Here is a 13,412-nt window from a genome sequence, read left to right as displayed (position 1 = left end):
GCCTGGCGAGGTGCTGGCGCCCCAGCGCGGCCGGCGTCCGCTCAGGGCGGCAGGTCCAGCGCCGCCCGCACCAGGGCCTTTACCAGCGCCTCGTCCACCGGTTGGCGATAACGGCACTTCAGGTGCCGCACCCCCTTGCCGGAGCCCTCCAGCTGCGGAAATTGCGGCGCCAGCGCGGCGCCGTGGAAGAACTGCAGGTTGGCATGTGTCTTGTGGGTGACGATGGCCAGCACATGCTGGCCGGCCTGGGTGAACACCAGGTTGCCCCACTTGACCGCCTGCTCCAGGCCCGGCGCCGCCTCCAGCACGGTGCGCTGCAGAGCCTGCGCGGTGGCACGCTCCTCCGGCAGCAGGTTGTCGAAATACGCCGCCACGAGGGCTGCGGGACGTACAGGAATCCGCATCTGGGCTACCCCCTGCCCGCCGCCGCGTCACCGCGGCGCCGCCGGCACGGGGGCACCCGGGCAGGCACAGCCGTTTTTTCGGTGCCACATGGGCGGAAAGGTCTGGCAAGGCGCTTCATGCTTGACGGCATTGAAGGTGGGGTACATGCAACAAGCTTGTGAAACATCGTAGCTCCAGTATCGAAGGCGTAACCCCTGCCTCGCAAACAGCGCGACCTACAACCACAGGCGTTGCTGCGATAAATACCCATCGTGCCGACAGCTGTGCCAAGCATTGGTAGCCGGCCGACCGGAACAGATGTGGCCCTGGCCATGCTGCCGGTGAAGCCGAGGAGATGGCACGCCACGGCCGTCGGAAGCCGCCGGCCAACGGCATCGCCACGGTGTCAGCAAGCGGTCGCGGGCAAGGCCGGCATGCGTTGCACGAGCAGCGCAGGCGCGCCGCCATCGCCCGCCGGGCCCCCTCGAAGAAGCCCGAGCGAATATCAGGTGCCGGATGCCAGCGGCGGGCGGATGCCCTCCTTCCGCCATGACAGGCAGACGCCGGCCGCCAGCGAGGAACCGACGGCCAGCACGCCATCGTGCCACTGCAGTGTCGGCGCCTGGCTTCGTGGCTGCTCGGGTGCCAGGATCCAGACGGTGCCGGGCGCATTCGTCCACACAATGCGTCCCTGCAGCCGCTCGGCGGCCGCCAGCGCCCGGGCGGGCGGCACCCCGGGTGCCAACAACAGCGTGATGGACGGCGTCGTGCCACGGGGCGGCTGCGCCGCCCAGGCAGCCAGGCCCAGCGCCAGCGCGGCCAGAACGACGGCCATCCCCTGCCCACCGATGCCCGCCGGCCCCCGCCGGCACAGGCGCCAGCCGGCCCACATCGGCAGCAGGCCGAAGCCGAGCAGCCAGCCCAGGTCCCAGGCCAGCGGCTGCGTCGTGTCCATGCGGATGCGGTGCAGGCCCAGCAACCAGTGGCTCAACACCGCATCGACCCCATGCCAGATGCCGAAGCCAAGCAAGACCCAGCCCAACAACAGCCGGGCACTGCCGGCAGCCGCCAGGCGCTGGCGCTCACGCAACAGGATCAGCAGGCCGGCCGACGCCAGCAGGTACATCAGGGCATGGAACAGGCCGTCTGCCATCACCTGCACCCGCAGGTCGCGCAAGCCCCCGCCCTGCAAGCCGCTCAGCAGGTGGTGCCATTGCAGGATCTGGTGCAGCAGGATGCCGTCGAAGAAGCCGCCCAGGCCAAAGCCAACCAGGGCAGCGCCCCACGGCAGGCGCCCCGGGGCAGCATCAATGGCATGGGAAGCAGGGACGGACATGCGACAGCTCCACGAGCGACTCGATGTCCGCCACAAGCAAGCCGGGCGCCCACGCAGCGCCTGGGCGCGGCCGGCCGCCTCAGTGGGCCTGCGGGGAGTTGCTCAGCGAAGGCAGGCGGCGGCAGCTTTCGAACAACTCGAGAGCCAGCGCGCTCAAGGTCTCGTCGCCGCTGCTGTGCGCCAGCGCCATGCGGTCGAACGCATAGGCACGATCGACCAGCATGCGGCCGATCTGCACCGGCCAGCCGTAGCCGGCCATCAATTCGCGAAAGCGTGCCAGGGTCAGCAGCTCCGAAGCAGGCACCACCGACTCGGGCGGACGCTGCGGCACGGGCGGGCGGCTGACCGCGGCGACGGCGCTGCCGAACTCCGGCGGCAGCTCGTCGAGGTACTCGACGACTTCGGGCAGGGGGATCATGGGCACTTCCTGTACTGCATCGGCTTCGAGGGCAGAAGCCATGCTCGTCACGATAGCGCGGTGGCAAGCCCGCCTATCCCTGGAAAAGCACGGCCCACTGCGGCCACTTCCGCCGCCACGGGGAGCCGGCCGGGGTGTCGCCCTGCGTGCGCGCGAGGGGCCGGGGCGTCGGTGGCAAGCCATGTCGGCCTCAGCATGCCAGGGCCGGCAGCGACCAGCAGGCCTGCAGGTCGGTGGCGCAGCGGCGCAGCGGGTGGCAGTCACTCGACAGCGCTGAACGGATCAAATCAACCGCATAGCCGCGGTCGCGCTGCAGGCGGGTCAGGTCCACCCACCAGCCCTGCCCGGCCATCATCCACTTGAAGTCCACCAGCTGCAGCCACTCGACCGGCCCGGACGGCGGCCGGCTGGCGGCCGCTTCATTGAGTCTCATCGTGCCCATGTGCGCCTCCACTGTCATCGCCCCTGCGTCGGGGAGCCATGCAGCAAGATTAGGAGGCGGCCGGCATTCCGACATCCCAAGCAAGAGGGGGGAGCGCCCCCCCAGTTTTGGGATGGAAAGGCCCTGCCGGCAGGCGCCGGACCGGCTTCAGGTCTTGGGCAGCGTCACACCGCGCTGGCCCTGGTACTTGCCGCCGCGGTCCTTGTAGCTGGTCTCGCAGACCTCGTCGCTCTCGAAGAACAACACCTGGGCGCAACCTTCGCCGGCGTAGATCTTGGCCGGCAGTGGCGTGGTGTTGCTGAACTCCAGCGTCACATAGCCTTCCCACTCCGGCTCGAAGGGCGTCACGTTCACGATGATGCCGCAGCGCGCATAGGTGCTCTTGCCGAGGCAGATGGTGAGCACGCTGCGGGGAATGCGGAAGTACTCCATCGTGCGCGCCAGCGCAAAGCTGTTGGGCGGGATGATGCAGACATCGCCCTTGAAGTCGACGAAGCTCTTCTCGTCGAAGTTCTTCGGGTCCACCACGGTGGAGTGGATGTTGGTGAAGATCTTGAACTCGTCGGCACACCGGATGTCGTAGCCGTAGCTGCTGGTGCCGTAGCTCACGATCTTGTGGCCGTCGGCCGCGCAGCGGACCTGGCCAGGCTCGTAGGGCTCGATCATGCCCTGCTCCTCAGCCATCCGGCGGATCCATTTGTCGCTCTTGATGCTCATGCTGTGCCGTCCGTGCGCGATGAAAAAGGGTCCGACATTCTAGGGGCTCGGGCGGCCGGCAACGGCGCCAGCCTTCATCGACCGGTCGCCGCGGCCCAGCCAGGCGCCAGCCAGCAGCCACAGGACCGGCAACACCACCAAGGCGAGGCTCAACAACTGCGCCAGGCGGCCTTCGGCGATGTCTTCCGTTGCCAGGTGCCACCAGGCGTTGTCCACGCCGGGGATCAGTGCCGCCTCGGTGAACTCGTGCAGGGCGTAGATGAGCAGTTGCACGCTGAAGAGCACCATGAAGATCGAAGTGACCTGGAAGAAGCGCGCCAGGTCGATGCGCGTGCCCTGCCGGGTCCAGGCCCAGGCCAGCAGGCCGGCGATGGAGACCCCCAGCAGGCCGCCCCAGGCGAGGTGGCGCAGCTCCTCATTGGCGGCAAGCGAGGCCAGGATGGTGGCCGTCTCCACCCCTTCCCGGCCGACCATGAAGAAGGCGAACACCGCCACGCCCCACCAGGCGCGCATGCCGTCCTGCGGCGCCGTGCGGACCGAGAGCTCGCTGGCCATCTGCTGCCGCAGCGCGCGGCCGGCCTTCCGCATGTGCAACACGCAGCCGAGCACGGCAGCCATCGCGAGCAGGGCCATCGCCCCTTCCCAGGCCGGCGACAGGGCACCGATGCGCGACAGCAGCCAGCCCAGACCGATGGATGCGGCCACCGCCGCGGCGGTGCCGCTGCGCAATGCCCCAAGCAGGCGAGCGCGGCCCTCGCGCCTCAGCCAGGTGGAAGCAATCGCGATGATGAGGAAGGCTTCCAGCCCCTCGCGCAGGCAGATCAGCAGGGTTTGCAGCATGGCGGCAGTGACGGTGTCTTGAAGATGCGCCGATTCTCAACAAGAATCGTTCTCATCTACTTGCGCCATATCAGCGTCCCGCGTGCCCGAGCCCTGTGGTGCGCACGGCGCTTGCAACACTGGGTCAGTGAAAACCTTCATGCAAAGCTGCAAGAGATGCCAGGATTTTCGCGGCCGGGATGGACTCGAAGCCCTAGCATTGACACATTGCCGAGTCGCTTCAGCGACCGTCCCCGGAGACAAGCATGCGCAACGTCCTGACCCTGCTGAGCCAATACGCCGAGTACCACCGCGACCAGCGCAACATCGCGACCCACTTCGTCGGTGTGCCGATGATTGTCTTTGCCGTCGGCGTGCTGATGGCCCGCCCCGGCTTCGAGGTCGGAGGCCTGACTCTGACCCCTGCCTGGCTGGCCTTTGCGGCGGCCGCCGCCTGGTACCTGAGCCGCCATGCGGTGCTGGGCCTGGCGGTCAGCGCGACCATCGGCGTGCTGATGCTGCTGGCACACCGTGCGGCTGACGCGAGCACGGCGCTCTGGCTGGCCACCGGCATTGGCTTCCTGGTGCTGGGCTGGATGATCCAGTTCCTGGGCCACTACTACGAGGGCCGCAAGCCGGCCTTCGTCGACGACCTGATCGGCCTGCTGGTGGGCCCGATGTTCGTGGTCGCCGAGGCGATGTTCGCGCTGGGCTGGAACCCGGCCCTGCTGCGCGAGATCGAGCGCCGCGCCGGCCCCACGGTGCTGCGTGACCTGGCCAACGCCCGGCCCTGACGTCGGGCTGCGGGGCGGCCTCAGGTGTTCTTCGAGATCGAGATGGTCGGAAACTTCGCCGAGTAGTCCTTGGCCGTCTCGGCCACCTTGGCGGCGATCCTGCGCGCCACGTCAAGGTAGATGCGGGCCACCTCGCTGCCCGGCTCGCTGACCACGGTGGGCCGCCCCGAATCCGCCTGCTCCCGGATGCTGAGCTTCAGCGGCAGGGCACCCAGGTAGTCCACGCCGAACTGCTCGGCCATGCGGCGGCCGCCTTCCGCGCCGAAGATGTGCTCGGCATGGCCGCAGTTCGTGCAGACATGCACGGCCATGTTCTCGACCACGCCCAGGATGGGCACCCCCACCTTCTCGAACATCTTCAGCCCCTTGCGGGCGTCGAGCAGCGCAATGTCCTGCGGGGTCGTGACAATGACGGCGCCGGTCAGCGGCACCCGCTGGCTGAGGGTGAGCTGGATGTCGCCGGTGCCCGGCGGCATGTCGACGATCAGGTAGTCGAGCTCGCGCCAGTTGGTCTGCCGCAGCAATTGGTCGAGCGCCTGGGTGGCCATGGGGCCGCGCCAGATCATCGGGTTGTCGGGCTCCACCAGGAAGCCGATCGACATCACCTGCACGCCGTGGTTCTCGAGCGGCTCCATGGTCTTGCCGTCGGCGCTCTGCGGGCGATCCTCGATGCCCATCATGGTTGGCTGGCTGGGGCCGTAGATGTCGGCGTCCAGCAGGCCCACCGTGGCCCCTTCGGCAGCCAGTGCCAGCGCAAGGTTGACTGCAGTGGTGCTCTTGCCGACGCCGCCCTTGCCCGAAGCCACCGCGATGATGTTCTTCACGCTGGGCAGCAGCTGCACGCCACGCTGAACCGCATGGGCGATGACTTGCGTGCGCAGCTGCACATCGACCTGGCGAACCCCGTCGACCGAACGTGCCGCCGCTGCCAGCTGCTCGCGCAGCGCCGGCTCCAGGCTGCGGGCCGGGTAGCCCAGCTCGACCTCGAAGGCGACGTCGGCACCGTCGATGCGCAGGTTCTTCAGCGACTTCGACGTCACATAGTCCTTGCCGGTGTGGGGGTCGGCGACACGCCGCAGGGCATCAAGCAGAGCTTCTTGGGAGACGGGCATGGAGGAGCGAAAGCGTAGGCGTTGTGGATGTGCCGAACCAGTCTAGCGCAGCCCGCGGCCGACCGCCCCCGAGGGCGGCATGCGCCGCCTAGAATCTCGGTTTTCCCTGACCGGCGCCCGCGCGCCCCCACGAGGCCACGATGACCCGCAAGCTCTTCGTCACCACTGCGCTGCCCTATGCCAACGGCAACTTCCACATCGGCCACATCATGGAATACATCCAGGCCGACATCTGGGTGCGCTTCCAGCGCATGCAGGGGCACCAGGTGCACTTCGTGGGCGCCGACGACGCGCACGGCGCGCCGATCATGATCGCGGCGGAGAAGGCCGGCAAGACGCCGCAGGCCTTCGTCGCCGGCATCGCGGCGGGGCGCAAGCAGTACCTCGACGGCTTCCACATCAGCTTCGACCACTGGCATTCGACCGACAGTGCCGAGAACACCGAGCTCGCCCAGGGCATCTATTGCGCCCTGCGCAAGAACGGCCTGATCTTCTCGCGCCACATCGAGCAGTTCTTCGACCCGGTGAAGCAGATGTTCCTGCCCGACCGCTACATCAAGGGCGAATGCCCCAAGTGCAGCGCCCGGGACCAGTACGGCGATTCCTGCGAGGTCTGCGGCGCCGTCTACGCGCCCACCGAGCTGAAGCACCCCTATTCCACCCTGACCGGCGCCACGCCGGTGATGAAGTCGAGCGAGCACTACTTCTTCCAGCTCTCCTCGCCGCGCTGCATCGACTACCTCAAGGACTGGACCCAGGACGGCAAGCTGCAGCCGGAGGTGGCCAACAAGATCAAGGAATGGTTCACCACCGACGAGGCCGGCCACGGCGGCCTGAGCGACTGGGACATCTCCCGTGATGCGCCCTATTTCGGCATCGAGATCCCTGACGCGCCGGGCAAGTACTTCTACGTCTGGCTGGACGCGCCGGTGGGCTACCTGGCGTCGCTCAAGAGCTACTTCAGCGCCGGTGGCCCGAAGGCCAAGTACGGCGAGGCCCGCTCCTTCGATGAATTCATCGCCTCGCCCGAGGTCGAGCAGTACCACTTTATCGGCAAGGACATCACCTACTTCCACACGCTGTTCTGGCCCGCGATGCTGCACTTCAGCGGCCGCAAGGTGCCGGACAACGTCTTCGTGCACGGCTTCATCACGGTCAGCGGCGAGAAGATGAGCAAGAGCCGCGGCACCGGCATCGATCCGTTGAAGTACCTGTCGCTCGGCATGAATGCCGAGTGGCTGCGCTACTACATCGCGGCCAAGCTGAGCGCCAAGGTGGAAGACGTCGACTTCAACCCCGAGGACTTTGTCGCCCGCGTCAACAGCGACCTCATCGGCAAGTACATCAACATCGCCAGCCGCGCGGCCGGCTTCATCAGCAAGCGCTTTGGCGGCAAGCTGGGCACCGTTGCGGCGCCCGAGGGCGAACAGCTGCTGGCCACCCTGCGCGCCGGCGCACCCGAGGTGCAGCGCCTCTACGAGGAACGCGAATTCGGCAAGGCGCTGCGCGAGATCATGCTGCTGGCCGACCGCGTCAACGAATACGTCGACCAGAACAAGCCCTGGGAGCTGGCCAAGCAGCAGGGCGCCGACGCGCGCCTGCAAGAGGTCTGCACCGTGTGCATCGAGGCCTTCCGGCTGCTGAGCATCTACCTCAAGCCGGTGCTGCCGGCGCTGGCCGCGCAGGTGGAGTCCTTCCTGCAGGTGCCGCCGCTGACCTTCGAGGATGCGGCCCGCGGCCTGGGCGAGCACCAGATCGGCGTCTACCAGCACCTGATGCAGCGGGTCGATCCCAAGCAGCTGGAAGCACTGTTCGAGCCGCCGGCGGTCGAGGCGCCCAAGCCCGGCGGCGAGGACATCGCGCCGGCCATCTCGATCGACGACTTTGCCAAGATCGACCTGCGCATCGCCAAGATCGTCGACTGCCAGCACGTCGAGGGCTCCGACAAGCTGCTGCGCCTGACGCTGGACGTCGGCGAAGGCCGCACGCGCAATGTCTTCAGCGGCATCAAGAGCGCCTATGCGCCCGAGGACCTGATCGGCAAGCTGACCGTGATGGTGGCGAACCTGGCGCCGCGCAAGATGAAGTTCGGCATCAGCGAAGGCATGGTGCTGGCCGCCTCGCATGCCGACGACAAGGCCAACCCGGGCCTATACGTGCTGGAGCCGTGGCCGGGCGCGACGCCCGGCATGCGCGTGCGCTGAGCACCGGCCGGCCCGGCCTGGGGGCCGGCTACGTGTCGCCACCCCTCGCCCAGCCGCCCGGCTGGCGGGGCGGCGGCCTCACTCCTCCAGCACATCCGCTCCGGCGGGTGGCGTGAACTTGAAGGTCTGCGAGTCCAGCGCCACGTTGGGCTCGACGCGCGTGAAGCTCAGCAGCGACTTCTGCCCGAAGCTGTCCAGGATCTCCACCGCCGCCAGGTCACGTCCCTTGAAGCCGACCTTGACCGACTGGAACTGGCTGTCCTTCTGCCGGGGCACGGCCTCGGCCCATTGCAGGCCGTCCTTCTCGGGCAGCGGCTTCAGCTCGAAGTCCTTCTCCAGCGCGCCGCCGGCCAGCAAGGCCGCCGGCGTGGCGCCCAGCGCCTGCGTCATCGGCCGCACGGTGACCTGGTTGAGGTCGGTGTCGTAGAGCCAGACCTTCTGGCCGTCGGCCACGATCAGCTGCTCGAAGGGCTTGGCGTACTCGAAGCGAAAGCGCCCCGGCCGCAGGAACTCGAAGGTGCCCTTGGTGGTTCGCTTCTTGGCGCCGTCGGGCGAAGTCACCGTCTGGCTGAAGTAGGCGCGGCCGCTCTTGACGTCCTGCACGAAAGCCTTGAGCGTGTCGACCGAGTCGGCCCAGGCAGGGAGCGCGGCGCCCAGCAGCGCCGCCAGCATCAGCAGTTTTTTCATTCGTCTCGCTTGGGAACGATGATGTCCCGGTTCCCGTTGGTGGCCATGCTTGATACGAGCCCCGACTTCTCCATTTGTTCCAGCAGCCGGGCGGCCCGGTTATAACCGATGCGCAGGTGCCGCTGCACCAGCGAGATCGAGGCCCGGCGGTGCTGCAGCACCACCTGCACCGCCTGGTCGTACATCGGATCGGCCTCGCCCTCTTCGCCTCCGCCGCCGCCTTCGCCGCCCGGGCCGCCCTCGCCTTCCAGCGTGCCGCCTTCAAGGATGCCCTCGATGTAGTTGGGCTCGCCCTGGCTCTTCAGGTACTCGACCACGCGATGCACCTCGTCATCGCTGACGAAGGCGCCGTGCACCCGGATCGGCAGGCCGGTGCCCGGCGCCATGTAGAGCATGTCGCCCTGGCCCAGCAGGGCCTCGGCGCCCATCTGGTCGAGGATGGTGCGCGAGTCGATCTTGCTCGACACCTGGAAGGCGATGCGGGTCGGGATGTTGGCCTTGATGAGGCCGGTGATCACGTCCACGCTCGGGCGCTGGGTGGCCAGGATCAGGTGGATGCCGGCGGCGCGCGCCTTCTGCGCCAGGCGGGCGATCAACTCCTCGATCTTCTTGCCGACCACCATCATCAGGTCGGCCAGCTCGTCGATCACCACCACGATGTGCGGCAGCCGGTCGAGCGGCTCCGGTTCCTCGGGCGTGAGGCTGAAGGGATTGCTGATCTTCTCGCCGCGCTCGGTCGCCTCGGCGATCTTCTTGTTGTAGCCGGCCAGGTTGCGCACGCCCAGCTTGCTCATCAGCTTGTAGCGCCGCTCCATCTCGCCGACACACCAGTTCAGCGCGTTGCCGGCCTGCTTCATGTCGGTGACCACTGGCGCCAGCAGATGCGGGATGCCTTCGTACATGGCCATCTCGAGCATCTTCGGGTCGATCATGATCAGGCGCACGTCGCGCGCCTCGGCCTTGTAGAGCAGCGACAGGATCATCGCGTTGATCCCCACCGACTTGCCCGAGCCGGTGGTGCCGGCCACCAGCACGTGGGGCATCTTGGCGAGGTCGGCCACCACGGGATGGCCGACGATGTCCTTGCCCAGGCCCATGGTGAGCAGGGACTGCGCGTCGTTGTAGATCTGCGAGCCGAGGATCTCGGCCAGCCGGATGCTCTGCCGCTTCGCATTGGGCAGCTCCAGCGCCATCAGGTTCTTGCCCGGGATGGTCTCCACCACCCGGATGCTGACCAGGCTGAGCGAGCGCGCCAGGTCCTTGGCCAGGTTGACGATCTGGGAGCCCTTGACGCCGGTGGCCGGCTCGATCTCGTAGCGGGTGATCACCGGGCCCGGCGAGGCCGCCACCACCCGCACCTCGACGCCGAAGTCCTTCAGCTTCTTCTCGATCATGCGGGAGGTCATCTCCAGCGTCTCGGGCGTCACGGTGGTTTCTAGCTTGGCAGGAGCCGCGTCCAGCAGGTCGACCTGGGGCAGCTTGGTGTCGTTGAGCTCCTTGAAGAGCGGCTTCTGGCGCTCCTTGACGACGCGCTCGGACTTCGGCACCTCCACCACCGCCGGCTCGATCATGATGGGCGGGTGGTCTTCCACGACGTGGCGCTGCACCTCCACCACCTTCTCGCGTTCCTTGATCGCCTTCTCGCCCAGGCGCAGGTCTTCCTTGATCTCGCGGCGCACCTCGCGCTTGACGCGCCAGCCGTCGATGCGCGCGCCCAGGCCCTCGGCCGCGCGCACCCACGAGAAACGCAGCGCCATCGAGACCCCCGCCACCAGCAGGGCGATCCACCAGACGCCGGAGCCGGCGAAGCCGAGCAACTTCATGCTGGCCGGGCCGAGCACGTCGCCCAGCACGCCGCCGGCATGGCCGGGCAGGTGCGCTTCCAGCCGGTACAGCCGCGTCCACTCCAGGCTGCAGCTGGCGCACAACAGGGCCGCCAGGCCCAGCCAGAACAGCCAGCGAGGGGGAGCCGCCACCGGCTCTGCCGGCGCGACGTCCGGCGGCCGCAGCAGGTCGGCCAGCGCGCTGAGCCAGCCGCGCAAGGCCACCAGCACCAGCCACCAGGAGGAGAAGCCGAACAGGAAGTACATCAGGTCGGAGACCCACGCTCCCAGCACGCCGGCGGCGTTGTGCACGCCCGTGCCGTCGCCGGTGGTGGACCACGCCGCATCGGCCGGCGTGTGGCTGAGCATGGCGAACAGCAGCAGGATCAGGCCCAGCGCACCGAGGAACACGCTCAATTGCACCCGCCAGCGCGGCGGCACGGCGGGTTCGGGCGCGGCCTTCTTGGCCCTGGGCGTGCGGGTATAGGGCGCAGAAGCCGCGCGGCCCGAAGCGGGCGCAGGCGCGGGCGCAGGAGGCGGCGGCACGGGCGCCGCCGCCGAGGTCGGATCGCCCCCGAGGGAGCCAAGAGGAAATGCCATGCGCGAATTGTGAATCAAGCGCGTGGCGCCGACACCACAGAAGGCCCCGGGTGCAACACCTGTGAACGATTCCGTGCCGCCGTGGCGGCCGGGCTCAGCTGGCCTGCAGGCGCTCCTTGATCACCACCGAGCCGTCGGGCTGGGTCTCGACGTACTGGCGTTCCTCCAGGTCCTTCATGACCCGGCTGACCATCTCGCGCGAGGCCCCGACGATCTTGGCCAAATCCTGCCGGGAGACCTTGTTGCGGATCAACAGCGTGCCGCCGGTGTCCTCGGCCATGTCGAGCAGGGTGCGGGCGACGCGGCCATAGACGTCCAGCAGCGCCAGCGACTCGATCTGCCGGTCGGCCGCGCGCAGCCGCGCGACCAGCCCGCGCATGATGGCGTAGGAGAGGCTCGAGTTTTCCGGCAGGCAGCGGGCGAACTCGGTGCGGCCGAGCACCAGCACGTCGGTCTGCACCTCGGCCCGCACGGTGGCCGAGTGGGGCTCGTTGTCGATCAGGCTCATCTCGCCGACGTAGTCGCCGGGGTGCAGCATCGCCAGGATCACCTCGCGACCACGGGCGTCGGCCGTCAGCACGCGGGCCCGCCCGGTCAGCAGAATGAACAAGGCGTTGGACTTGCGGCCCTGCTCCACCACGATTTCGCCGCGCCGGTAGCGCCGCTTGACCACACCTTCTGCAACGGCTTCGGCCTGGGTGCTGGTCAACATCGAGAACAGGGGCACTCGTCGAATCAGGTCCAGGTTAGACAGCATCGCCATACAGATCACCTTCTGCGTTGTTTCGTCCTGCGGCTGCGCAAAGCCCGCATCGAGCGCCGGCCGGCGGCCTTTTCTACAATCCGCTTGTGATGGCGCCCAAGGGCCCCATCTGCCGGCAGTGGCACACCTACCTGCGCGCCGTGAGATATCTCACAGCTGGACTCTACCCGAAGAGCGGCCGCGCAGCAGGGGGAATACCACCCGAGAAACGACTCCAATTCCGCCTCACCGAAGCGCCACCGCCATGAGCATTACCGTCAAGCACGCCCAAGTCCTGATCCTCGGCTCCGGTCCCGCCGGCTACACGGCCGCCGTCTACGCGGCTCGCGCCAACCTCAAGCCCCTGCTGATCACCGGCATGGCGCAGGGCGGCCAGCTGATGACCACCACCGAGGTCGACAACTGGCCAGCCGACGTCGACGGCGTGATGGGCCCCGACCTGATGCAGCGCTTCCAGCGCCATGCCGAACGCTTCAACACTGAAATTGTTTTCGACCACATCAACGAGGTCGCGCTCGACCAGCGGCCGTTCCGCCTGAAGGGTGACGCCGGCGAGTACACCTGCGATGCCCTGGTGATCGCCACCGGCGCCTCGGCCAAGTACCTGGGCCTGCCGTCGGAGGAGGCCTTCATGGGCCGCGGCGTCAGCGGCTGCGCGACCTGCGACGGCTTCTTCTACCGGGACCAGGACGTCTGCGTGGTCGGCGGCGGCAACACGGCGGTGGAGGAGGCCCTCTACCTGTCCAACATCGCCCGCAAGGTCACGCTGATCCACCGCCGCGACAAGTTCCGCGCCGAGCCCATCCTGGTCGACAAGCTCAACGAGAAGGTCGCGGCCGGCAAGATGGAGCTCAAGCTCTTCTCGGTGCTCGACGAGGTGCTGGGCGACGCCTCCGGCGTCACGGGCGTGCGCATCAAGAGCGTCCAGGACGGCCGCACCGAGGACATCGCGCTCAAGGGCTGCTTCATCGCCATCGGGCACCAGCCCAACACCGACATCTTCAAGGGCCAGCTGGAGATGAAGGACGGCTACATCGTCACCCGCTCCGGCCTGAACGGCTTCGCCACCATGACCAGCGTGCCGGGTGTCTTCGCCGCCGGCGACGTGCAGGACCATGTCTACCGCCAGGCGATCACGAGCGCGGGCACCGGCTGCATGGCCGCGCTCGACGCCCAGCGCTTCCTGGAACAGGACGGCCAAGTCTGAGATACTGCGTCCCGGCCACCGCCTGAAAGCGGGGCCCTGCACATCGGCGGCGGCCTTGCATGGGCCGCCGCGGTTTTTTCTGGCTATAATCGCCGTCTTTGCCGAA

At 68.0% G+C, this 13,412-nt stretch carries 13 protein-coding genes; 3 read left to right on the top strand and 10 right to left on the bottom strand.

Going from position 1 to position 13,412, the window contains the following annotated elements:
* Positions 1-41: 41 nt before the first annotated feature.
* The 6 genes from N7L95_RS21565 to N7L95_RS21540 all read right to left on the bottom strand — a co-directional run bounded on the left by N7L95_RS21565 (position 42) and on the right by N7L95_RS21540 (position 4,137).
* On the bottom strand, positions 42-404 hold the full coding sequence (locus N7L95_RS21565) for a DUF1801 domain-containing protein (RefSeq protein WP_301257300.1): 363 nt from the start codon (positions 402-404) through the stop codon (positions 42-44).
* A 485-nt stretch (positions 405-889) separates the two neighbouring features.
* Positions 890-1,720, bottom strand: coding sequence for a DUF2243 domain-containing protein (locus tag N7L95_RS21560; protein ID WP_301257299.1), 831 nt, complete (start codon positions 1,718-1,720; stop codon positions 890-892).
* 79 nt (positions 1,721-1,799) lie between these two features.
* The gene (locus tag N7L95_RS21555) at positions 1,800-2,138 is read right to left on the bottom strand and encodes a hypothetical protein (RefSeq protein WP_301257298.1); all 339 of its coding nucleotides are present in this window, start codon (positions 2,136-2,138) and stop codon (positions 1,800-1,802) included.
* Positions 2,139-2,328: 190 nt separating this feature from the next.
* Complete coding sequence (locus tag N7L95_RS21550) at positions 2,329-2,580, bottom strand: hypothetical protein (protein ID WP_301257297.1); 252 nt, start codon at positions 2,578-2,580, stop codon at positions 2,329-2,331.
* A gap of 147 nt (positions 2,581-2,727) precedes the next feature.
* Entirely contained in the window at positions 2,728-3,297 is a 570-nt protein-coding gene (gene dcd, locus N7L95_RS21545; protein ID WP_301257296.1) for a dCTP deaminase, read from the bottom strand.
* Between the two features lie 39 nt (positions 3,298-3,336).
* Complete coding sequence (locus N7L95_RS21540) at positions 3,337-4,137, bottom strand: FTR1 family iron permease (RefSeq protein ID WP_301257295.1); 801 nt, start codon at positions 4,135-4,137, stop codon at positions 3,337-3,339.
* A gap of 245 nt (positions 4,138-4,382) precedes the next feature.
* Between N7L95_RS21540 and N7L95_RS21535 the strand changes: the two genes are divergently transcribed.
* On the top strand, positions 4,383-4,910 hold the full coding sequence (locus tag N7L95_RS21535) for an Mpo1 family 2-hydroxy fatty acid dioxygenase (protein ID WP_301257294.1): 528 nt from the start codon (positions 4,383-4,385) through the stop codon (positions 4,908-4,910).
* A 20-nt stretch (positions 4,911-4,930) separates the two neighbouring features.
* On the opposite strand, the gene apbC is transcribed toward N7L95_RS21535, so the two are convergent.
* A complete protein-coding gene (gene apbC, locus N7L95_RS21530) occupies positions 4,931-6,022 on the bottom strand; it encodes an iron-sulfur cluster carrier protein ApbC (RefSeq protein WP_301257293.1) in 1,092 nt (363 codons plus the stop codon).
* Positions 6,023-6,162: 140 nt separating this feature from the next.
* On the opposite strand from apbC, the gene metG reads away from it, so the two are divergent.
* On the top strand, positions 6,163-8,226 hold the full coding sequence (gene metG / locus N7L95_RS21525; RefSeq protein ID WP_301257292.1) for a methionine--tRNA ligase: 2,064 nt from the start codon (positions 6,163-6,165) through the stop codon (positions 8,224-8,226).
* A 78-nt stretch (positions 8,227-8,304) separates the two neighbouring features.
* On the opposite strand, the gene lolA is transcribed toward metG, so the two are convergent.
* The 3 genes from lolA to N7L95_RS21510 form a co-directional block, all read right to left on the bottom strand.
* A complete protein-coding gene (gene lolA / locus N7L95_RS21520) occupies positions 8,305-8,913 on the bottom strand; it encodes an outer membrane lipoprotein periplasmic chaperone LolA (RefSeq protein ID WP_301257291.1) in 609 nt (202 codons plus the stop codon).
* Positions 8,910-11,336, bottom strand: coding sequence for a DNA translocase FtsK (locus N7L95_RS21515; RefSeq protein WP_435870035.1), 2,427 nt, complete (start codon positions 11,334-11,336; stop codon positions 8,910-8,912). Before N7L95_RS21515 ends, lolA begins: the two co-directional genes overlap by 4 nt.
* A gap of 94 nt (positions 11,337-11,430) precedes the next feature.
* Positions 11,431-12,099, bottom strand: a complete 669-nt coding sequence (locus N7L95_RS21510) for a Crp/Fnr family transcriptional regulator (RefSeq protein WP_301257290.1) — start codon at positions 12,097-12,099, stop codon at positions 11,431-11,433.
* Positions 12,100-12,343: 244 nt separating this feature from the next.
* Between N7L95_RS21510 and trxB the strand changes: the two genes are divergently transcribed.
* Complete coding sequence (trxB, locus tag N7L95_RS21505) at positions 12,344-13,306, top strand: thioredoxin-disulfide reductase (RefSeq protein WP_301257289.1); 963 nt, start codon at positions 12,344-12,346, stop codon at positions 13,304-13,306.
* Positions 13,307-13,412 lie beyond the last annotated feature (106 nt).

Source organism: Eleftheria terrae, assembly GCF_030419005.1.
Lineage (GTDB): Bacteria > Pseudomonadota > Gammaproteobacteria > Burkholderiales > Burkholderiaceae_C > Caldimonas > Caldimonas terrae.
This window is presented reverse-complemented; position numbering and strand designations above follow the sequence as displayed.